Annotated in this window: 16 protein-coding genes and 1 pseudogene; 9 read left to right on the top strand and 8 right to left on the bottom strand. The window is 71.4% G+C overall.

Annotated features, from left to right (window positions below; genetic code table 11):
- Positions 1 to 26 precede the first annotated feature (26 nt).
- Positions 27 to 653, top strand: coding sequence for a hypothetical protein (locus ABDB74_RS15270; RefSeq protein WP_346619606.1), 627 nt, complete (start codon positions 27 to 29; stop codon positions 651 to 653).
- Between the two features lie 463 nt (positions 654 to 1,116).
- On the opposite strand, the gene ABDB74_RS15265 is transcribed toward ABDB74_RS15270, so the two are convergent.
- Entirely contained in the window at positions 1,117 to 1,476 is a 360-nt protein-coding gene (locus ABDB74_RS15265) for a Yae1 family protein (RefSeq protein WP_346619604.1), read from the bottom strand.
- A gap of 100 nt (positions 1,477 to 1,576) precedes the next feature.
- Between ABDB74_RS15265 and ABDB74_RS15260 the strand changes: the two genes are divergently transcribed.
- From ABDB74_RS15260 to ABDB74_RS15250, 3 genes are all read left to right on the top strand, one after another.
- Positions 1,577 to 2,533: a hypothetical protein gene (locus ABDB74_RS15260; RefSeq protein WP_346619602.1), complete on the top strand. Its 957-nt coding sequence runs from the start codon at positions 1,577 to 1,579 to the stop codon at positions 2,531 to 2,533.
- A 228-nt stretch (positions 2,534 to 2,761) separates the two neighbouring features.
- Complete coding sequence (locus ABDB74_RS15255) at positions 2,762 to 3,292, top strand: hypothetical protein (protein WP_346619600.1); 531 nt, start codon at positions 2,762 to 2,764, stop codon at positions 3,290 to 3,292.
- 316 nt (positions 3,293 to 3,608) lie between these two features.
- Positions 3,609 to 4,040, top strand: coding sequence for a hypothetical protein (locus tag ABDB74_RS15250; RefSeq protein WP_346619599.1), 432 nt, complete (start codon positions 3,609 to 3,611; stop codon positions 4,038 to 4,040).
- A gap of 72 nt (positions 4,041 to 4,112) precedes the next feature.
- Here the strand turns inward: ABDB74_RS15250 and ABDB74_RS15245 are convergent, their stop codons facing one another.
- Complete coding sequence (locus ABDB74_RS15245) at positions 4,113 to 4,364, bottom strand: hypothetical protein (RefSeq protein ID WP_346619597.1); 252 nt, start codon at positions 4,362 to 4,364, stop codon at positions 4,113 to 4,115.
- Positions 4,365 to 4,886: 522 nt separating this feature from the next.
- On the opposite strand from ABDB74_RS15245, the gene ABDB74_RS15240 reads away from it, so the two are divergent.
- The 5 genes and pseudogenes from ABDB74_RS15240 (at position 4,887) to ABDB74_RS15225 (ending at position 10,460) form a co-directional block, all read left to right on the top strand.
- A complete protein-coding gene (locus ABDB74_RS15240; protein ID WP_346619596.1) occupies positions 4,887 to 7,022 on the top strand; it encodes a hypothetical protein in 2,136 nt (711 codons plus the stop codon).
- A 214-nt stretch (positions 7,023 to 7,236) separates the two neighbouring features.
- The gene (locus tag ABDB74_RS15235) at positions 7,237 to 7,992 is read left to right on the top strand and encodes a hypothetical protein (RefSeq protein WP_346619594.1); all 756 of its coding nucleotides are present in this window, start codon (positions 7,237 to 7,239) and stop codon (positions 7,990 to 7,992) included.
- A 5-nt stretch (positions 7,993 to 7,997) separates the two neighbouring features.
- Positions 7,998 to 8,954, top strand: a complete 957-nt coding sequence (locus ABDB74_RS15230) for a hypothetical protein (RefSeq protein ID WP_346619593.1) — start codon at positions 7,998 to 8,000, stop codon at positions 8,952 to 8,954.
- A 564-nt stretch (positions 8,955 to 9,518) separates the two neighbouring features.
- Positions 9,519 to 9,734, top strand: a pseudogene (locus ABDB74_RS20740) (J domain-containing protein); the annotation flags it as partial.
- A gap of 117 nt (positions 9,735 to 9,851) precedes the next feature.
- Complete coding sequence (locus ABDB74_RS15225) at positions 9,852 to 10,460, top strand: hypothetical protein (protein ID WP_346619591.1); 609 nt, start codon at positions 9,852 to 9,854, stop codon at positions 10,458 to 10,460.
- Between the two features lie 127 nt (positions 10,461 to 10,587).
- Here the strand turns inward: ABDB74_RS15225 and ABDB74_RS15220 are convergent, their stop codons facing one another.
- From ABDB74_RS15220 to ABDB74_RS15195, 6 genes are all read right to left on the bottom strand, one after another.
- Entirely contained in the window at positions 10,588 to 11,169 is a 582-nt protein-coding gene (locus tag ABDB74_RS15220) for an NADase-type glycan-binding domain-containing protein (protein ID WP_346619590.1), read from the bottom strand.
- Between the two features lie 300 nt (positions 11,170 to 11,469).
- Positions 11,470 to 12,015 carry a hypothetical protein gene (locus ABDB74_RS15215; RefSeq protein ID WP_346619589.1) on the bottom strand — a complete coding sequence of 182 codons (546 nt, stop codon included), beginning with the start codon at positions 12,013 to 12,015 and terminating at the stop codon, positions 11,470 to 11,472.
- A complete protein-coding gene (locus ABDB74_RS15210) occupies positions 12,005 to 16,321 on the bottom strand; it encodes an AAA family ATPase (RefSeq protein WP_346619588.1) in 4,317 nt (1,438 codons plus the stop codon). The genes ABDB74_RS15215 and ABDB74_RS15210 overlap by 11 nt, the downstream gene beginning before the upstream one ends.
- Positions 16,322 to 16,633: 312 nt before the next feature.
- Entirely contained in the window at positions 16,634 to 17,530 is an 897-nt protein-coding gene (locus ABDB74_RS20735; RefSeq protein ID WP_407062176.1) for a tetratricopeptide repeat protein, read from the bottom strand.
- A 17-nt stretch (positions 17,531 to 17,547) separates the two neighbouring features.
- Entirely contained in the window at positions 17,548 to 20,532 is a 2,985-nt protein-coding gene (locus ABDB74_RS15200; protein ID WP_346619585.1) for a tetratricopeptide repeat protein, read from the bottom strand.
- Positions 20,533 to 20,576: 44 nt separating this feature from the next.
- A complete protein-coding gene (locus ABDB74_RS15195; RefSeq protein ID WP_346619584.1) occupies positions 20,577 to 20,867 on the bottom strand; it encodes a trypco2 family protein in 291 nt (96 codons plus the stop codon).
- Between the last annotated feature and the right edge of the window lie 99 nt (positions 20,868 to 20,966).

Raw genomic sequence — 20,966 nt, 5'->3', positions numbered from 1 at the left:
TCCCGGGACGCGGGACCAGTCCCGGCATGACCAAGAGCACCTCGATCAACCGCCCGTCCACTGCCTCCCTCCAGGGCACCGTCCACTACATCGGCCACTTCTCCGCGGCCCTGGGGGGCGAGCTTCTCCTGCGCGCGGAGAACGCGCTGCGCTGCCGGTTCGGCGAGGACACCGACCGCAGAGTGCGGTTCCAGTTCGGCGAACCGCCGTTCTACAGCTTCGAAGAGGCGGTGCTGACCTACGGACGGCTCTTCGACCGCGCGCTCATCCCGGATGGCCGTCGGCTCGGTCCGCAGAAGCAGTGCTACCGCAACGCGCTTACGGCCGCCTTCCGTAGCGTGGGAAGGGACAACCCGCTGACCTACTGCGAGGGCTTCGCCATGCCGTTCGCCCTCGGCATCGTCGTCGAGCACGCCTGGCTCGTCGACCGGGACGGACGGGTTATCGACCCGACATGGGACGACGCGGACTCCTGCGGCTACGTGGGCGTCCCGCTGACGCTCGAGCACATGGCCGCCTCGCAGCGGCGGAAGAACTTCTACGGCCACCTCGGAGTGCCCTACCAGCGGTTGTACGAGTCCGGACTGCCGGCGACCGCTCTGGCGCAGGTGACGCTGGCCTCCGATCTCCTGGCCATGGAAGACCAGGACTGACCACTCAATCAGCTGTGGGGACGTCGCGCGGATCGCTTGCGCGGCGTCCCCACCAACGCTGCTGCGGTTGAACGTGGACGGCCGAGCGTCGGCAAGCCCCACCGCGGCCTGACCGCCGAGGCCGCAGGTGTCCAGCGTGCCCGCGTGGAGTCCCACCGCAAGCCGGGGTGGTGGCCTCCGGAGACGTGCGCAGCCGGCTCACGATGCTCACCGGCCAGCGATCGGCCGGGGCGAGCTGCATGGGGCGAGCCCCGGATCTCGTGGGAGACGAGATCCGGGGTTCGGGTCGCCTCTCATCGGGCGCGGCACCCTCGGGGTGTGCAGGCGGCTACGCGGTCCGGAGCCGCTGTGCCGCTGTGTCGAAGTTCGGTCGGGCTGGAGCCGTTCTTGGGTTCGACCCGGTGATCTACCCCGGCAAGCGACGCGGCGTGTTCAAGGCGGCCGCGATGGCTGTCCGCTTCGGTCACCGCGGCTGAGGATCGGCGACGTCGTGCTCGGCGAGGTACTTCTGCTTCGCCGTCTTCACCGCCATCTGGGAGATCGCTTCCTTGAGCTCCTTCCCGCCGTCCAGGCGCACCGTGGCCGCGACTTCGGTGACGAAGGTCAGTGCTCCGTCGAAGCCGGCGGACGTGCCGATCTGAATGCCTTCTTCCAGTCCCTGGACGCGCCCGCGGGTGAATCCCTCGCGTTGGCCGGCCTCGTAGCCGTCCCGGTGCCCGATCAGGTAGGCGTCGGTCGGGTCGGGCCGCGGGCCTTGGATTGTCGGCGGGTACCGGCGAGCCCGCGCTTCGCGGTTGCGCTTGGGGTAGTCCATCCGGGTCATTTGTGCCTCCTCGATGCGCAGCGTGTTGGGAGCCGGAACGGTACGGCTCTGCGGGCGCGGCGTCTGGCGTCACAACGCGGGGGTCTGCGATGGTGGGCGGGTGGTGCGCTCGGGGCCGTCTGTGGCCGATGCGGCGCTGATCGCGACCCTGGCGCAACACCACGACGTCGTGGTGAGCCCAGAACAGCTGGAACGGTGGCGCGCATTCGGACTGTTGCCGCGCGCCCAGATCACCTTCCCCGGGAACGGCGGATCGGTCGCCTCTTTGCCGGAGGGAACCCTCGACCAAGCGCTCTTCCTCGCCCGCCGCGTCCGGCGCGGCAAGCCCTGGCAGCTGGTGGCTCTGGAGGCCGCGCAGGCGGGGTGCTGGCTCAGCGACCGGGCAGCGCATGACGCCCTGATCTGGGTCGCCGAGCGCTACCGCGAGGAGTACCTCCGGCGTGCGCCGACGATCACTGCCGTCGTGAAGGAGGCGCTCGCTGGCGAGGAGTCGGGTTCCCTCCACGACCTCCTCATCGCCGTCGCCGACGCTGTGGCGCACATGACGCTCCGGGAGGCGGGCGCCGCGACCGGGTTGCGAACGTTCGTTCAGCGTGCGGACCCTCGCCTGGTGGGGGAGGAGCTGGACAGCGAGGTCCACGACACCTACGTCGCCTTTCTCCAGGCGGTCGCCGGCAACGAGCTCTCCCCGGAGAACCGCCAGAAGGCACTGCGGGCTTCGGGCATCAGCGAGCCCGAGGACGGGGGGATCGACCCGTTCTCCCCGCTCAGGCTGCTCGGCGACCCGGTAGCGCTGCAGCGATTCGCCGGGCACATCGCTACCGGAGAGGCGCTCTTCGGGTGCTGGCTCACCGGCCGGCTCGTCCAGCACGAACCCGTGATGAACGCCCAGGGCTTCGGACTGCTGGCACTGGTGAACGTCTACGCCAATCGGCGGCGGAAGCTCTGGACGTCCGCCGGACCGGCTGAGGCAATCGACCTGGTGGAGGGCATCCGGCGAGGACTCGATCCACGCGCCCTCGTCGACGTCCTCCTCGTCCCCGACTCGACTGCATGACCGACCGCAGCCGCTGTCCCAAGGCGAGATCCGACTCGACCGGCCAGGGTCGTGGTCGCGGACGAGGTGACCGGCCCACCTACAGTCCGGGCATGGCCGACGGCGGCGACCTGGACGCCTTCAACGGGGCGTGGCGCTTCATGGAAAGCCTTGCTGGAGGGATCACCGGCGCCAAAGGCATCGACGGCGCGATCGACCAGTTAGCCCGCCGCGGTGAAATAAGTGAGCGTGAGCGCAGTCAGCTGCACGGCGCCCGCCAGATTCGCGCTAGCCGAACTGCTGCAGATCGTCGGCAGCCGACTGAGCCACCAGCCGCCGCTGATTGGTGATGTCGCTGTCCCGGCGCACCAAGTGGCCGGCGAGATGCCGGTGCACGCCGTGCTGCAGGACCTCTACGAGCGGGACTTCAGCCAAGCGCCCTACCGGACGGCCAGCGGCGAGTGGCTGTTGTTCACGTCCGAGCAGGTGGCGCGCTGGCTCGCGCTGCAGGACGGGCCGGTGGACCTCGGCAGCGTGACCGTTGCCGAGCTGGCCGCCTTCGGGCCGGCCACCCCGGCGGCCGAGGTAAAACCCACCAGGCCCACGCAGGCGGCCGTCGATCTGCTCGTCAAAGCGCTGAGCGGGCAGCCATCCGGCGTCGTGCCGGTCCTGCTCGTGCGCGATCGCCGGGCCCCGGAGCTGCAGCTGTTCACCCTGGCAGACCTTCCGCGGGCTCAGCCGCTCGTTCGTCCGATCGGCCCGGCTCCGGGAGAGGCCTGACGGCGTCTGCCGTGGGCCGGTGCGCCATCCCAGCACCTGGCCGTTGGCGGAGGGCGGCCAGCGTCACCTTGAGCCGCTGGAGGACTGAAGACACCCGTAGATGCCCTTGAGGTGATCTGCCATCTCCCTAATCGCTGCCGCCAGCCGACGGACGTCTGGGGCCATCTGCTCGGCAGCGTCGGCGATGAACCGGAGGTCCTTGAGGAGTCGAGGATGAACTGGCGCTTCATGTGCAACTTCCTGCTCCTTCGGGGCGTGGCTGCGTTGGACTCCTGGGGGCCAGAGGACGCGCGGTGGTACGTTTCACGCGTTTCCCGTGATGCTCACCGCCGACCTCGACGTCCTGACCGGCTACCTCACGATGCACCGGGAACGGACGTGGGCGCAGTGCCAGGCCGGTGTGGCCTCCCGCTTCCCCGGCGGCATGAACGAGGCCAAGGGGCGGCTGCTGAAGGAGCCGGCCGAATGGCGGCCGCTGTGCTGCGACCCGGCGGCGGTGGGAATCGCCCGCCGCGCCCTGCGGGACTTCGCATTCCGAGCCGGGCTGTGCGACCGGACCGATGACGAGGTCGAGGCCGCGCGGCGCGCCTTCCTCGCCGAGCTCGGCGCGGGTGAGGCGGCCGCCGTCCGCACCGATGACACTCTCGAGGTGACCCGCGGTGAGATCCGCCTGGTGCTGTCCGCGGACCAACAGCGCGTGAACCGTGCCCTCTGGCCACGTCAGGCGGAGGACTCCGCGGACGCGTAGGCGTGGTGCAGTGCGCCGTCGACCCCGCACCTGGTCATCGGGTGCGGGGCTCGGCGGCTCCTGGCGTGCGGGTCAGCAGCCGATCAGCCGGGCGTAGGTGGACGCCGGGGGATAGCCGAGCACCACCCAGCCCTCGCCGCTGTGCTCGTCCCACCACGGCAGCTGCAGCATCTCCCCGCGCTGGACCGGCTGCTGCGCCAGGTTGAGGGAGAAGGCCCGTTCCAGGCCGCGGTCGATGACGGGGCGCGGCAGGTGGCCCCGTGCGCGTTTGGCATCGGCGGCGATGAGGGCGTGCCAGGTAGCGGTCAGCGCCTCGCGGTCCACGCGGTCGCAGAGCCTTGGCCGGAGTGATCCACACGCGGGTGGTCCAGTCGCGGTGGACGAGCGCGTCGAGCCCCGCGGCGCGGGCGGTGGCCGACGCGGCCTCGACATCGACGTCGGCGCCCCTCGCTCGGAGAACTGCTGGGAGCCGACCCCGCGGCCGAGCTGATCGAGTCCTTCCTCACCATCCGACCTGAAGGCCGCCGCGTCTGGGTCGATAAGGACGAGGACGCGGTCACCTACGTCGACGGGTCCTCACCTGCCTGGGGTGACTAAGTCCCAGCCCACATCTGTATGCAGTCGTGTGGGAAGTAGTTCTCCGGGGGGTTTTCCGCTGATACGTTCCGCGGCCTCGGGGAGCTCGTGGGTGCTCGCCGTCGGAATCGGGGGACCATGAGCTTCCAAGGCCGAGCCGCGTTTCTTCGTGCGTTCGTTTCCGTACTCTTGCTGGCGGGGCTGCTCGGCGGCCCGGGTGCCGGAGGGGCCTCCGCGAGCCCCGTGGTGGCACCGCGGGCCGGGTCGCTGGTGGACGTGGCGATGGTGTGCTCGTCCGGCCAGGTTGACATCAACCACGCCTCCATCGGCCAGCTGATGTCTGCGCTCCGCGTGAGCCGGCCCGTCGCGGAGCGGGTGGTTAGCGCCCGACCCTATCTCCAACCGTCGGACGTGCTCGTGGTCGAGGGGATCGGCGCGGGCGCGCTGAACCGCATCCTGAGTGCGCGGACGGCGTGCGCGACGCCGACGACGACGCCACCACCGGCCATCCGGCCGTGCACGGACGGGCGGGTTGATCTCCAGTCCGCAACCGTCCAGGAACTGTCCGAGAGCCTGCGGTTGTCCCGCCCGAACGCGCAGCGGATCGTCGACGCCCGACCGTTCGCCTCACCGGCCCACGTGACGCCTGAGCGCGTGCCCGGGATCGGAAAGGGACAGCTGGCCGCTCTGGTGGAGGCGTCGTGCCTGACACCCATGCCCGTGCGGACGGCCGAGACGTCATGGCGCTGGGCCTACCAGAGCCACACGACGGTGATCTCCCGAGGCGACTACCGGCTCACCGTGCCCCCGGGCGTCCTCGACCAGGCCGGCGCGTGGGGCTCGGTGACGCCGCTCGCCAGCTCGGGCATCCCGCTGGAGGGGCCCACGGCGGACTTCACCATCCACGGGCCGTGGGCCGACGGCCAGCAGACGGTCGACGTGACGCTTCCGGTCGATCCGGAGCTCGCGTCGCTCGCCGACGACGGGTTCGAGCCGGTCACCATCAACCACGCGAGGGACGACCTGGAGGTCTACCCGCCCGCGCTGACCCGTCTCTCCGCGGACGGACGAGTGCAGACGGTCTCGGTCGCCGGCCTGTCGAAGAAGACCAGCTCGTTGCTCCACCGGAGCCTGCTCGTCCCGTTGACCAGGCCGACCGTCGTGAACCCACGCAAGAGCCTGCTGAACGAGCTGGTGCGGGAGTTCACCGGGATCAGGGCCGACCAGCCGTCCTGCGCACCCGATCTGACCAACCACACCCGGGTGCACACGGCGGGCGACGTCTTCGAGAAGAACGAGCTCCTGGGGCGGGCGACGATGCGCTTCTGCGTCACGCAGGGCGAGGGCTCGGCCGAAGGGCGCTGGAAGCTGGCCAACAACAGCGGTGCGGTGCTGCATGTCAACACCCAGGGTGAGGCGCGTCAGGTGAACCTGTACCCGACCGGCGACCTTCTGACCGACATCTCTTACGACGTGTGGAACGACATGACGGGGGTTCCGGAGGACTCCAGCCGCGTGCGCGTCGATGTGCCCCCGGGCGGGACGGTCTGGGTGGATCTGCCCGAAGGAAGTCGCGCCGACGACGTGGAGATCACCCAGTCGACCTTTCTGTCGCTGTCGTCGTTCGTCGTGCGGAGGATCGACAAGATCCTGCCCGACTCCGAGGTGAGGACCGTCTACACGAAGATCCTCAACACATGCGGGTATGCACTCGGACTCAACCCTCAGCGTCTCGTCGGGTGGCTCAACTGCGCGATGGAGCACGCCGACGACGTGGTGACGGTGAAGGCGCTCAGCAACCTGCTCTTCGTGGCCGAGGGGGCCCTGGTGGCAGGTGACGTGTTCGGCACCGCCGTGAGCGGCGCACAGCACGCGTACCTGACGTATCACCAGGCGGTCGTGCTCCCCCCTGTCGGTGGAGGCGGTGGCAGCGGAGGCTCCGGCCAGGGGGTGGACGGCTCCCTTCCCGCTCCGGGCCGGCAGATCACCAATGCCATCGTGAAGATCCCCGGCTATCACGCCCAGGCCACGTTCCGCGGGGACGGCATCGGCTACGCGATCCTCGACACGTCCACGTACACCTGCCTGGCCCAGCGATACCCGGTCCGAGACTGGCTGCCCGACAACCAGATCTTGCTCGTCGTCCCGCAGGTGAGCCAGAGCCCGGCCACGTGCAACCGGGCCGATCCCGTCTTCACGCTCCCGCAGGGTTCGCGGAACTGGATCTTGCGCCAGCCTGACGGCACCGCCTGGCTGCTCGATGCCAACGGCGAGCGGCGGTGGATCCAGGACGAGCCGACGTACATCTGCCTCGCCCAGAAGTACTGGGTGGCCGACGCGCGGACTTGGGACCAGGTGTCGGCCTTCGCGGGCGCGGCGGACGGCCAGCACGCGTCGTGCAGCTGAGGGTTCTGCGGACGACGCTCCTGAACCGTTGCCCCCCGTGCAGGGTGCACCGGTTCAGGGGCGCGCAGGAGGTCCTTTAGGACTACAGCCGCATCTACGGTGGTGCATGTACTCCTGGCGGAGTGGCCGGCCGCCGGGTACGGCCCCCGGTGCGGCCGTCGACCCTGATTCGGCGGCGGCGCTCGACGTTGTGTCGGTGACTCGCCCCTGGAGCGTGACCGACGTCCCCGTGGGGTGTCGCTGGCCCCCTGCTTGGGGCCGGAACTGGGGCGGAAGACGGCGGACGTCGCCCGGTCGATCGGCCACGTCCGCCAGCTGGAGGCGATCGCCCCGGCTGCTGGTCGCGCTGGCGCAGCGGACGCCGCTGCTGCCCGGCGCCGACTTCGGCGCCTTCCTGGATTTGGACGACACGATCCGGGAGACCCACGGCTACGCCAAGCAGGGCGTGGGCTACGGCTACTCGAAGGTCAAGGGCCTCAACGCGCTGCTGGCGGTGGTCTCCACTGCGCGGGCGGCGCCGTTGATCGTGGCGACCCGGCTGCGCAAGGGGTCGGTTCATTCCTGCCGGGGCGCGCCGCGGATGATCGCCGACGCGCTGACCACCGCCCGCAAGGCCGGCGCCACAGGCGCGGTGACAGTGCGCGCCGACAGCGCCTTCTACAACCGGGACGTGGTCGCCGCCGCGTCCGCGGCGGGGCGCCCTTCTCGATCACCGCCCGGATGGACCCCGCGATCCCCCGTCAAGACCTCAACACAGCTGTCGAGTGGACGGTCGCGGACCGACTTGACCGCAGCCAAGGTGTACCGATTTGACGGCTACTCCCGCGACGGGGTCGATCTGGACGGCAAGCCAGACCTGGTACCGCATCCTGGACGAGCAGCGCCGATACGCGTGGGTGCACGCCGGCCAGGTGGATGTGCCGGCCTGTCCGCGCCCGGCGGGCCGTGTCGGTGCCGGCGGGCACACTGACCCGGGTGACCACCCCGGCAACCACCTCGGCGCTCCCGTTCACCGCGTTGACCCCCGCCGCCGACCTGCTCGAGGTTGTCGCGCCCTACCTGACCGTCGGGCAGCTGACCCGCACCGAACTGGAGTTGCGTGCGACGCTCCTCGACGTCCAGCGCTGCCGCTGCGCCGCGTGCGGCGGCGATCTACCGCGATTGCGGGAGAAGACCGGCCGCGCGCGAACCTTCCTGTGGAAACACCCGACCGAGACCGTGCCCGGCCGGCTACGTCTGCGGCCGCTGGGCCTGGTCTGTGGGCGCTGCAAGCAGTTGATCGTCCTGGGCGCCCGGCATCCCGAGGGTCTGCGAATGTTCGAGCAGCTGCGCGCCGCCGACCCGTTCGGGCACCTGCCAAGGTCGGCGCAGCGAAGCCTGACTCGTGGGCCCGACGACGGGGCGCTGCGCTCGCTCACCGTGCAGGATGCCGCCGCGCGCGAACTCGCTGACGACACCCCCGGCGCGTTGTTCACCCGTGACGGGCGCATCGCCATCCACCAGCAGCTCACACGGGACATTCGCGGCGCCGCCGTAGTGCGGGGGCTCGATGTGCGAGTTTGGTACGTCTTGCAGGACGCCGGTTTCGTCCTGGGCCCTGACTTAGTCACCGTCGAAGTGAAGACCCTGCCGGCGGGCCGGTCGCCGGATCCGCAGCTGCGCAAGGGCGCCGAGCAGGTGCTGCGCTACGTGCACACGCAGCAGGCCGACGCCGCCGAGGAACCGTGGTTCCACGTGGCGGGCATTACCCGGATCGTGCCGGTGCTGGCCGTGGACCGGGTCCGGCCAGTGCCTGCGGCATGGCATGACGTCTTCGCCGAGCAGGGCATCGTGCTCATCGGCGCCGGTGAGCTGTGCGCGGCACTGCAGGCAGGCGACGACTCCTGGCTGCCGGCAGGCGCCCGCTTCGTCCCCGCGCCGCTGGCTGACTGAGCGTCCCACCGGGGACATCCGGGTCAGCATGCGCACTGGCCGCCGAGCCCGTGTCGCGCGCGGCGGCCGGAACGGCGCAGCGCTGACTGCCCCGACTGGCGAGAGCCTCGGGCGTGCCACCGGCAGCTGCGCGGCGCTCTGACATCCGGTCCCAGCCGGCGTCTACCGGCGGGGGACCTATCGTTCCCACGACGAGGCCCGTGAGTTCGCCAGCACACGGCTCTCGGCGGAAACCAGTCGATGCAGGAGCGAGCGGGTCAGGGCCCGCCGAATCGACAGCCACTGGGGCGCTGGGGGAGGGCTCGTGGAAGCGTGGCGGACGGGCCTTCCGGCCGGCCCGTCTCGGCCACTGCCTCGCCGACGTCGAAGGCCCTCGGGCAGGGCCTGTTTCGAGCAGAACAGCCGATCGCCTTCAGCTGCAGCCTCAACCTGCCGACTGCTCTCGCAGGAACATTGCAGCAACGCACATGGAGGTCCCGATGACGTTCGCGTACGGGGGGCCGTCGCCTAGCGCGCCGCTCAGTCTGTGCCAGCTCTTCAGCCGAGAAGGCAGCCGCTGCACGAATGAGACACGGCGCAGGCTCAGGGCGTCGCTGGATGGAGATCGGCATGCGCGCTGACCGCACCCCTCACGAGATCCTCGGTGTCGCAGAATCGGCGACGCCCGACGAAATCCGGAGCGCTTACCGCAAGCTCGCCCGGCAGCTCCACCCCGACGCGGGCGGCTCCGCGGCCGTGTTCGACCTGGTCCGGGAGGCGTACGAGGAGCTGCGGGACCCATCCCGCCGCACAAGATCGGCTTCGGCAGGAGAAAGAGGCCGGGCCGCCTCCGAACCACCACCGCCCGCTGAGCACGCGAGAGCCCCGCGGACTTCGCCACCACCATCTCCTCCGCCGATGCCGACTGCAGAGCCACCAATCCCTCCACGGCGGCGGGTTCTGCTCGCGGTCTCGTTGGCGGCCCTAGCCGTCATTGCCCTGTGGCGCCTGGCCATCAACGAATCGGCCGAGGAAGCCCTTGCTACATCGGGCGGTGAAGCAAGTAGCGGCAACTCGGTCATGGTGGCCCCGGCCGAGCCGACCCCGGCACGCGCCGAGATCCCGACATCGGCGTCGCCCAGTGTGGCGAGGCCGACCTGCGCCGACTTCACGTCGGTGCAGGTGACCTATCAGATGGTCTCGGAGACCGACTACGGCATCGAGCAGTACCGGCCGCGCGTGACGGTCGTCAACGGTACTGCTCACCCAGTGGAGGTCACCGTCAACGGCTGGGCCAAGGCCAGCAACTCCATCGTTCCCGACTTCCCGCAGATGGCCATGTGGGCAAACCACGATCTCGACGTTCCTTTGGGCGGCACAGGAACGGTCGAGCTAGGGCAGAGGACGGGTGACTACCTCGGTCTGACTCGAGGCGAGGAGATCTTGGGAGTCCACCTCAACGCACAACTGCGCGCGCCAGATGCAAGCTTGATGGGCCAGTGCGAGGTCGACGTCGTACCGTCATGAGGTCGCCCGGCCGCCCGGTTAGCCGTCTGATTCAGGGGACCTAGCGTTCTCCCCACGTGGCGCATGAGTTCGCCGATGACCGGACAGGACGCGAGCGTGCTGCTACGGGACCAGGCGCGACAGCTCGCTAATCGGTCTCCCAGAACTCGATTTCGCTGACTGCCAGATCGGTCGCCCGATCGGCTCCTTGGCCGGCGCGTGCCTCCACGATCGTCAGACGAAGGAAGGTGGTCGTCCCCTCGGGTACCGCCAGCTCCTGGTGAACGGCGAAGGTATCGGGCGTCTTTTCTGGGAGCCCGACTTCCTCGCTGTCACCCTGTTGAGTCTCGACATCCAACAGGCGCAGTCGGGCATTCTCCTGGTAGGTCTCCCATGAACGTCCGTAGCCGTTCACTACGCAGGCGAGGCGCAGGTCTGTTTCATCGGGAAACCGGAACTCCAATGACACCCCTCGGCCGTATGGATTGTCCTCGTCCAGGACGCCCTCAACCCATGCGGTCCCCGAGTCGCCATCGAGCATTCGCGCGAGTTCGTATGATTGCTGACCCTGGGGCGCGAGTTCTGGATGAGTGCTCGTGACCTCGAGCGGGCGAACCAGTTCCAGGCCCCGCGGGTCATCGCAGGTCGGTTCGCGCAGTGCTTCTTCTACGCGTGGTGCGAGCACCAGCAACAGAAGAGAGCCCAGCACGGTGCTGAGTACGCCAGTCACGAGCCCTGTGACCAGACCGCTCCAGAACTGTCGGCTCTGTCCGGACCCGGCCGGAGCCTGCCCCCCCTGGCACTGCGCCCGTCGCAGAGGATGCGGTGGCCACCGTGGGACCTCCAACGGTCGTGCGGGACGCTCATTCTGGACAAGGTGGCATCCGCGCCCGCCCAGGGAAACCCTGTCCGGCACGCACTTCAAGACGTGCCGCCCGACGCGCCGTCAGGAGCGGGGACCTACGGTTCTCACGACGAGGCGCGCGAGTTCCGTAGGTCCCGCGCCGCCGGGTGGCTGACCGTCGGCGGGCTACTGCGGGGCGCCGGTGCCGGGGCCGTTTCCGGTGAGGACGCCGCGGATGAGGGTGGCGATGGTGCTGTCGCGCATGGCCCGTTTGTGGACGCGGAGTTTCCAGCGGCCGGTGTCGGTGCGGGTCCAGTCGACCTCGGTCTGCAGGACGGCGAGGACCAGGCCGCCGATGAGCAGGGTCATCGGGTCGAAGCGGGTGGTGCCGGTGTCGGGTTCGTTGGCCAGGCGGAGGGCGCGGGGCAGGACCCGGGCGGCTTCGGGGTCGGTGGTGACCAGATAGCCCAGGGCGGTGCGCGCCAGTGCGGTGTCCGACGGGGCGGTCGAGCCGGTGTTCAGGTCGCTGGGACTGGCGTCGGCGGGGCCGGTCTGCTCGTCGACGATCTCCAGGGGCGCCGGGTCGGCGGCGGCGGCGGAGAGGCGTTCGCAGGTCTGCTTGGCGGTGGCGGCGTCGGGCAGCCTGCGGCGGGCGTCGAGCACCAGGGCCAGCACCGGGATGACCTGCTCATCGGGAATGGACTGCACGGATGTCTGGGGGTCACTGGTCATCGTGTTCGGCCGCTTCCTCGGAGATGTCGGACGGGGGCTGCAGCCGGATACGGCCGGCGAGGGCGTCGAGCAGCCGGGTGGTGATGGCGGTGTCGGTCGGGTCCAGGCCGACCAACAGCGCCTCGGGGTTGCGTTCACCGGCCAGGATGCGGCGCAGCACCCCGGTCAGCGCCGCCCAGGCCTCGGTGTCGGCCAGCTGGTCGAGCAGTTGCTCCACCTGGTCGCGGGCGGCCTGGTCGCCGCTGGTGGCGGCGACGATGCCGGCGAGCACCGGCTTCCACCGGGAGATGAGTTCCTCGGTGCTGGGCGCGGGCTGGGAGCTGGTAATGAGTTGGATGCGGCCGGCTAGAGCGTCGAGCAGCCGGGTGGTGATAGCGGTGTCGACCGCGTCCAGGCCGGCCAACAGCGTCTCGGGGTCGCGCTCGCCGGCCAGGATGCGGCGCAGTGCCCCGGTCAGCGCGGCCCAGTCCTCGGTGTCGGCCAGTCGATCGAGTAGTTGCTCGACCTGGTCGCGGGCGGCCTGGTCGCCGCCGGCGGCCGCCACGATCGCGGCCAGCCGCGGCTCCCAGCGGTCGAGGTGCTTCTGGACGTCGAATGCTTGGTCGGAGGGCATGGTGCGGGCGGTGTAGAGGATCTCGTCGAGGGCGGCCTGCTGGCGCCCGGGGTCTGGCTCTAGGGCGCCAAGGAGGGTGCCGAAGTGGACGCCGTCGACCTGTTCGACGGTGTTCTGGACCTGCGCGATGGTGGCGGAAAGAACCGCCGCGGTGGCCGGGTCGGTGAGCTTCCGGGTGAGGATGCGCAGGGTCTCGGGCAGGCGTCTGTCGCCGATGAGGTGGCGCAGCAGGGCGGCGGCGAGCAGGTGGGGCAGCCACATTGCGGGCGTGTGGGCGGCCCGCTGCTGCCCGATGGCCAGGTTATGGTGACCGGTCGCGATTTCCCGGGGGCGCCCGGAGACATAGAGGTAGCGCAGGGCGACCTGTGTGTGGCCCTGGGCCGCCTCGCGGTGTCCCTGCCGGTCGGCGAGGTCGGCGCGGGCACCCAAAACCATGCCGACCCTAGCGGTGTCCCCGGCCTGTTCGTACTGGTTCTGGCAGGCGCGCAGCAGCTGGTCGGCCTGGGCCAGCCGGTCGAGGCGCAGCAGCGGCCCATAGTCGCTAAACCGGGTACGGGCAAGGCCGTGCGGGCCGGCGCCGCGTCGCCGTTGGCTGTCGAGGATTTCGGCGTTGAGGTCGAGCGCGTCCTGCCAGCGGCCCAACGCCAAGGCTGCCATACGCCCGGTGTCGAGGATCGTCTCGCGGACGTTCCACGGGTTGACGGCTTCATTGTCGCCAGGCTGGTCGGGCAGGTCGCGCATGCGCTCACGGAGTCGTTGCACTTCGTCGAAGGTCGTCTGGGCGTCGCCGGTCACGACAAGGAGCTGTAGGCGTCCAGCGTCGTCGGCCAGTTGGGTCCACGGGCCGAGCCCGGCGCGGTGGGTCAGGTCCGCCTTCTGGTCGGTGATCGCGAGAGCCTCGGACAGACGTCCCCGAGCTGCCAGAAGGTTGATCAGGTCGCCGGCAGCCGCGTATGCCACCCTGTACTCACCGCGGTCGTCGGCCTCCGCGAGGTTGGCGCGTATCCGTCGTTCGCCCTCGAGGGGGTCGAAGTAGGCGACGGCAGTGGCGAGGACGCCGCGGTCGATGAGTTCACGGTCGGTGCCGGTGGTGGCGTCGGCGACGGTCTGAAGATGGGGCAGGGCGGCGGCGACCGCGCCGAGGGTTTCATCGCGGTGCAGGGCCGATTCGAGAAGCTCGCTGGCGGTTGCCCAGTCGTGGAGGCGGAGCAAATAGGGGGCGGCGGCGAGCGCGGCGTGCACAACGAGCCCTCCGGTCGCCTGGTGTGGCTCCTGCTCAAGTGCAAAGCGGAACGCCGCCCCCCAGTAGGCGGCGAGTTCGGTGTCGATGGCGGTTCTGGTCTCGGCGGGGGTGTCGGCGCGGATGGTGTCGGCGACGCCGGGGTGCAGGTGGTAGCGCACCGGCCGGTCGCGTTCGTCGGACCCACCAATCGGCTGGGGGTCGATGAGGGCGGCGGTGGTCAGCGGGGCGAGGGTGTCCGGGATGGGGGGTGGGTCGCCGGGGCGGTTCAGCCGTCGCCACAGGTCGGCCCAGTTGCCGTCGAGGACGGCGCTGGTGCGGTCGGCGGGCTCGGCCCCCGCGAGCAGTTGCAGCAGCAGTCGGGCGGCCTCGGGCAGTGCGGCGGTGGTGTTGCGGGTCCAGCTTTCCAGGGCGTCGAGTAGCTGGTCGGGGTCGGCCTGGCTGTGGCCGGTGTCGAGGAAGGCGGCCAGCGGGGTGCCGCGGTCGGCGGCGGCGGCTTCGGCGGCGGTCACCCGTTCCTTGAGCAGCCCGGGGTTGGCGGCGGTGGCGTCGGCGAGCTCGAGCAGCTTGGGGTGGCCTTGGACGACGGTGAGGGTGCGGGCCAGCAGGGCGCGGTCGGCGGCCACCTGCGGGTCGGTGGTGCGGGTGGCCGGTTCGGTGTCGTGGGCCAGGGCGTGCAGGTGGGGCAGTTCGCGGGCCAGCAGCAGCGACTCGTCGCGGGCCAGCGCGTGAACGGGACGCTCGATGACGCGGTCGCGGTCGAGGTCGGCGGGGATGGTGCGGCTGGTCAGCACCACCCGGGACGCGCCGCGATGCCCGGTCAGCGCGGTCACGAGCCGGCCGAAGCGCGGGTCGAGCCAGCTGCCCTGGGCGGTGAGCAGGGTCTCCAGGTTGTCCAGCACGATCAGCAGCCGGGCCTGCTTGATCAGCTCGGTCAGCCGCGGCAGGTAGGCATCCAGCCGGGTGTCGGTGGCGGTGTTGCCCACCAGCTGGACGTGTGGCACGTTCGGCAGCCCATCGGGGTTGAGCGCCGGGTTCAGCTGCCTCTCCAGCTCTCCGGCGAGGTCGGCCAGCGCTGCCTGCCACTGCGTGTCCTTCGCGCTCCACCAGGCAGCGGCGGTGAAGGTGGCGGCAGTCTGATAGGCCAGTTCCAGGGCGGCGGTGGTCTTGCCGGCGCCGGCCATACCGTGCAGCAGCACCCCCGCCCGACCGGAGCCGGCCAGCAAGGCGTGCCGGGCCTGGGTGAGGATGGCGGTGCGGCCGACGAACCGCTCCGGCTCGTCCGGAAAGCCCGCCATGACCAGGCTGATCTGCTCCGCACTGCCGGGCGGGGGCTGCAGCGTCAGGCCGGTGGCCGGGCCGAGCAGCGCCGGGGTGGCCAGCGACACCGCGGGGGCCCCCAGCGAGGGAAGGCCAGGTGCGGCGCGGGGCAGCGCCCGGGCCAGCGCCACGTCCACGCTCTGCTCGTGCTGGAACAGCCCACGGTAGAAGTGTCCGGTGAGGGTTATGGCGAAGTCGTCGATCACCGGATAGCGCATCGCCAGCACCGCACAGCCCAGCCGCTGGACCAGGGCCCGGCCCAGTCCGGGCCAGCCCGCATCGGCAGCATCGCCGCTGGCTTCCTGATCGGCCTGCTGCGCCAGCTGCTCGGCCGGCCGGGTCTGGTTGAGCAGGCGCAGCATCTCCGCGGCGGTGGCCGCGCCGGACTCACACGCCGAGAGCACCGCCAGCCGCAGCCGGCGGCGCATTGGATACAGCAGCTCGACCAGTTCACCGGACTCGAGCGGGTCGGACGAGCCGTCCTCCCGTTCGAGGACCAGCACCCCGGCGCCGCCGTGCCCGGAGACGTGCAGCACGTCCCAGCCGTCGGCGTCGTCCACGGCGGCGGTCAGCGCGTCGCGGGTGACGCCGTACTGCAGCACCCGCAGCTGCACCGCCCGCGCCGACTGCCCCTGCCCGAGCTGGCGCACGAGTTCCTGCAGGGCGTGGCGTTCCCGACGCAGGCCCAACGGCGTGCCGCCGGTGGGCAGGCTGAACAACGCCAGCACCCGCACAGGTCGCGCATCTTTGTCGTTCAGGGCGGTGCGGGGGGGCCGGCGGGTGTCGGGCAGGTCGAAGACGAACCCCACCTGCTCCCGACCCAGCATCGCCTGCTGCCAGGCGGCGATCTCCCACGGCCGGTAGGGCAAGAAACCCAGCGGCTCGGGCACCAGCACGCGGACGGTCACCGGCGCCTCGTCCAGCAGCGCCGCCATCACCTCCGGCCCCAGCAGATGCTCACCCATCCACGCGCCCACCCGGGCGGTCAGCTCCGCCTCCGAAACGACTCGCCGGTCCGGGTCGGCCTCCCACCGCAGCCACCGGTACAGATCGACGAATCCGCCGTACTCGTAGTCGCCCTCCGGCACAACAACCTGATGGGAGGCCAGCGGCTCACCGTCCTCGGTACGCAACAGCCACCGCCACCGACCGGCGCCGTCAACCTCGACCGGCTCAAGCACCAACCTCGCCATCACGACCTCCCCCAGGCCAGGCTCACGCGCGGCCTCGCAGGGGGTCCGAGCGTCCGCCCACAGTAGGAGACCCGACCCTCCCGCATAAGGGAGGTACGCCGCGCGGTCCGGCGCGCCACTCCAGCCTCGCGGAACCATGAGACGCCGACCCGACAGTGCGGTCGCTACGGCCCGGCCTTGTCCTGGGGGACCTACCGTTCTCACGACGAGGCGCCTGACTTCCGTAGGTCCCTCACCGGCAAGCTCCGTCCTTCAGCCGGCCAGCTCTTCGGCCTCGCGCTCGACCAGCTCGGCTTCCGCGTCGCGGTCCAGCTTCCGAAGGCCGATCGCGAGGTTGCGGAGGGCGAACGCCAGCGCGTCCCGGTACCGGTCCGGATAGCTGCTCGATAGTTGCCGGTAGAGGTCGGTGGCCTCGTCGATGGCGGCGAGGGCGTCTTCGCGGCGGCCGAGGTCGCCCAGCCGGAGCGACAGGTTGTTCAGCGAGGTGGCGAGGTCGGGGGTGAAGGCGTCGGGGCGGGCGGCAGCCAGCGCCCGGCGCAGGGTGACGGCCTCGTCGATGGCGGTCAGGGCGTCCTCGTGGCGGCCGAGATCGGCCAGCGCGTTCGACAGGTTGTTCAGCGCGCCGGCGAGGTCGGGGGTGAAGGCGTCGGGGCGGGCGGCGGCCAGCGCCCGGTAGGCGGCGACGGCCTCGTCGATGGCGGCGAGGGCGTCCTCGTGGCGGCCGAGATCGGCCAGCGCGTTCGACAGGTTGTTCAGCGCGGTGGCCAGGGCGGGGGTGAAGGCGTCGGGGCGGGCGGCGGCCAGCGCCCGGTAGGCGGCGACGGCCTCGTCGATGGCGGCGAGGGCGTCCTCGTGGCGGCCGAGGTCGCCCAGCCGGTTCGACAGGTTGTTCAGCGCGGTGGCCAGGTCGGGGGTGAAGGCGTCGGGGCGGGCGGCGGCCAGCGCCCGGTAGGCGGCGACGGCCTCGTCGATGGCGGCGAGGGCGTCCTCGTGGCGGCCGAGATTGGCCAGCCGGTTCGACAGGTTGTTCAGCGAGGTGGCGAGGTCGGGGGTGAAGGCGTCGGGGCGGGCGGCAGCCAGCGCCCGGCGCAGGGTGACCGCCTCGTCGATGGCGGCGAGGGCGTCCTCGTGGCGGCCGAGGTCGCCCAGCGCGTTCGACAGGTTGTTCAGCGCGGTGGCGAGGTCGGGGTGAAGGCGTCGGGGCGGGCGGCGGCCAGCGCCCGGTAGGCGGCGACGGCCTCGTCGATGGCGGCGAGGGCGTCCTCGTGGCGGCCGAGGTCGCCCAGCCGGTTCGACAGGTTGTTCAGCGCGGTGGCCAGGTCGGGGGTGAAGGCGTCGGGGCGGGCGGCGGCCAGCGCCCGGTAGGCGGCGACGGCCTCGTCGATGGCGGCGAGGGCGTCCTCGTGGCGGCCGAGATTGGCCAGCCGGTTCGACAGGTTGTTCAGCGCGCCGGCGAGGTCGGGGGTGAAGGCGTCGGGGCGGGCGGCAGTCAGCGCCCGGCGCAGGGTGACCGCCTCGTCGATGGCGGTCAGGGCGTCCTCGCGGCGGCCGAGGTCGGCCAGCCGGCCCGACAGGTTGTTCAGCGAGGTGGCGAGGGCGGGGGTGAAGGCGTCGGGGCGGGCGGCGGCCAGCGCTCGGCGCAGGGTGACCGCTTCGTCGATGGCGGTCAGGGCGTCTTCGCGGCGGCCGAGATTGGCCAGCCGGTTCGACAGGTTGTTCAGCGAGGTGGCGAGGGCGGGGGTGAAGGCGTCGGGGCGGGCGGCGGCCAGCGCTCGGCGCAGGGTGACCGCTTCGTCGATGGCGGTCAGGGCGTCCTCGTGGCGGCCGAGGTCGCCCAGCCGGAGCGACAGGTTGTTCAGCGCCATGGCGAGGTCGGGGGTGAAGGCGTCGGGGCGGGCGGCGGCCAGCGCTCGGCGCAGGGTGACCGCCTCGTCGATGGCGGCTAGGGCGTCCTCGCGGCGGCCGAGGTCGGCCAGCCGGTTCGACAGGTTGTTCAGCGCGCCGGCGAGGTCGGGGGTGTGCGCGTCAGGATTGGTCGCGACAAGCTGGCGGTGGTGGGCGACGGCTTGGGCGGTGAGGGTGGCGGCCAGGGGGGCCAGTCCGGTGCTGTGCTCGGGCAACCGGTTGAGCACTGCCACGGCCGCCGATCGCTGCGGGCAGATGGCCAGCGCAGTATCGAGCAGGTCGGGCAGCGGGCCGGTGGGGGCGGCGAGTGCAGCGTCGAAGAGTTCGGGCAGCCGGGCGGCCAGCAGCCGGTCCAGGGCGGTACGCACCGGGTGGCGGCCGGCGGCGCGGACCAGTTCGGCGAGTAGCTGCTCAACTTGGATGCCCGCCGGAGAGTCGTGGTGGTTGGTGAGCCGGGCGTGGCCGGTGAGCACCAGGCCGGTCAGGTCGGGGCAGCTGGCCAGGAGTTGTTCCGTGAGCAGGTCCGGGCGCAGCGGGGCGACCCAGGGCGGCTGGGCGCCGGGGTAGCGCTGCCGCAGCCAGTCGGCGACGGCGCCGCGTGTGGCGGCGGCGGCGTCGGCGAAGTCGTCGATGACGGTGAGCAGGGCTGCGGTGGCGGGTTGGTCGGTGGGGGCGAGCAGGGTGGCGGTGGCGACGGCTTGTTGGTGGGTGGCGGGGCTGCTGGTTGTCACCGTGGCGGGGAAGGTGTCGGCCCAACGGCGACGTTCGCGATCGAGGACTGCGTTCACCAGCCGTTCGCGCACGGCGCTGCCGCTGGTGGGCGCGGAAACGCCGCTGGCGGCGAGTAGCGCGTGCATGTGTATCAGCAGCGGGTTGGCGAAGGCATCGTCGGCCAGGTCGGGCACCTGGTCGCTGTTCGGAGTCGCAGGTCCGGTGGCCGGCGGCAGGTGGTGGGTGAACGCGGCGCGGGCCGCGGCGTGGTGGGCGGGCCGGTCGCCCGAGGCGAGGTCGCCGGTGTGCAGGGTGAGCGGGGGGTCGGCCAGTTCGGCAGCGAGCTGGTCGGTGCGCTGGTTGAGGGTGTGCCACCAGCCGGTGGTGTGGCGGGTGAGCAGCAGCAGCCGTATCGGCGGCGCGTCGGGTGGCCAGTAGCCCAGGGTGTGCACCAGTCCGGCGAGCAGGTCGACGTGCAACTCGGCGTCGTCGATGGCGAGCAGGGTGGGCCGGTCGAAGGCCAGCACGGGGTCCCCGCCGGGGGCGTCGGGGTCGGCCAGGCCGGTTTGCCAGCCGTGCCCGGCCATCCGCAGGCAGACCTCCGCTGCGAGCCGGGTCTTGCCCGCGCCGCCGGCGCCGAGCAGCAGCCGCAGCCCGGCCCCACCGCCGCCCAGGCACCAGTCCTGCAACGTCTGTAGTTCGGTTCCGCGGCCGAGGAAGGGGACGATGCCGTGCTCGGGCAGCAGCAGCCGGGATGGTTCCCGGCCCAGCCGGCCCGAGGCCGCCCGGTAGGGCGGGGCCACTGCCACTGAGGTGCCGGCGGTGATGGCTAGCCGCAGTCGCGGCCCGACTTGCGTGACGGTGTCGGCGGAACCACCCAGGAGCCCGGCTAGGTCGGGGTCGGCCAACAGTGGGGCGACAGGGGTGGAGACCACACGGGCGGTGCCGAACCGTGCCGGGTCGACGACCACGACGCCGATCAAGAAGGGCCCGGCGAAGAGGGCGGCACCCGACATGCCCGCCCACGGCGAGCCGCTCGTCCGGTCACCTGGTGGGGAGGTGAGCACCGTGATCGCCAGCTGCCCGGTCCTGCTGGTGGTGGCGGGGGCCAGGAAGCCGTGCAGGTGCTCGGTGTCCCGCCTCCGGTCGGTACGTTCCTGCGCCCAGGGGAAGCCGACCGCGTCGACCGCGATCGGCTCGGTGCCCTGAATGCGGCCCCAACGTGGGTTAGGGCTCCCCGTTGGCGGCGGCGGTGCGCCATCGCCCAGCCGAAGCACTGCGACGTCGGCGCCGGCGTTGCGCCAGACCACCACGAACGGGGCCCAGTCCGTCGTCCCGAGGGGACGGGCCTGGCATACCCCGGGCGCGTCCACGCTGTCGGGCACCGGCGACCCCGGCGCGGCAGTCGGCAGCCCGGTGACCACGTGCGCGGCGGTGAGCACCAGTTGCTCGGTCAGCCGGTAGCCCGACCCCACTCGCCCGCCGTCTCGGTCCCCACCGGGGGTGTAGAGCTCGACCACCCGTGCGAGGTCCACGCCCACCTCCGGTTCTCCGCGCCCGACCCACCGTCAGACAGCGGTCAGGGAGGCGGCCCAGACACCTGGTCGCTGATGAACGTGGGGTCACCGTGCTTGTCGACCGGGGTCAGAGACAAGACGACCTTCTGGGTCTCGGCCGTCGACCACTTGGCCGACCCGCCCGCCTCGACCACCCAGAACCGCACCTTGCCCTCCGGCCCGCCCTCCCGGCCGGTGACAACGGTGAACTCCACCTGCACCGGCCCGACCGCGAACTGCAACCCCGGATCCCGGGTGGCCTGAGCCTCCTTCAGCTCGGCGCGCAGCCCCGCCACGAACTCAGCGATCGGCACCCGACCGTCCGTATCCCCCATACGCCGAACCCTGACACAACCCTCACCCACCGGAAACCCGAGCGGACATCCTCTCGCCACTCGACCCGGGCAGGGGAC

Source organism: Blastococcus sp. HT6-4 (genome assembly GCF_039679125.1).
In the GTDB taxonomy this organism is placed as follows: domain Bacteria; phylum Actinomycetota; class Actinomycetes; order Mycobacteriales; family Geodermatophilaceae; genus Blastococcus; species Blastococcus montanus.
The sequence above is the reverse complement of the archived record's forward strand: the minus strand, read 5'-3'. Positions and strand labels throughout refer to the sequence as shown.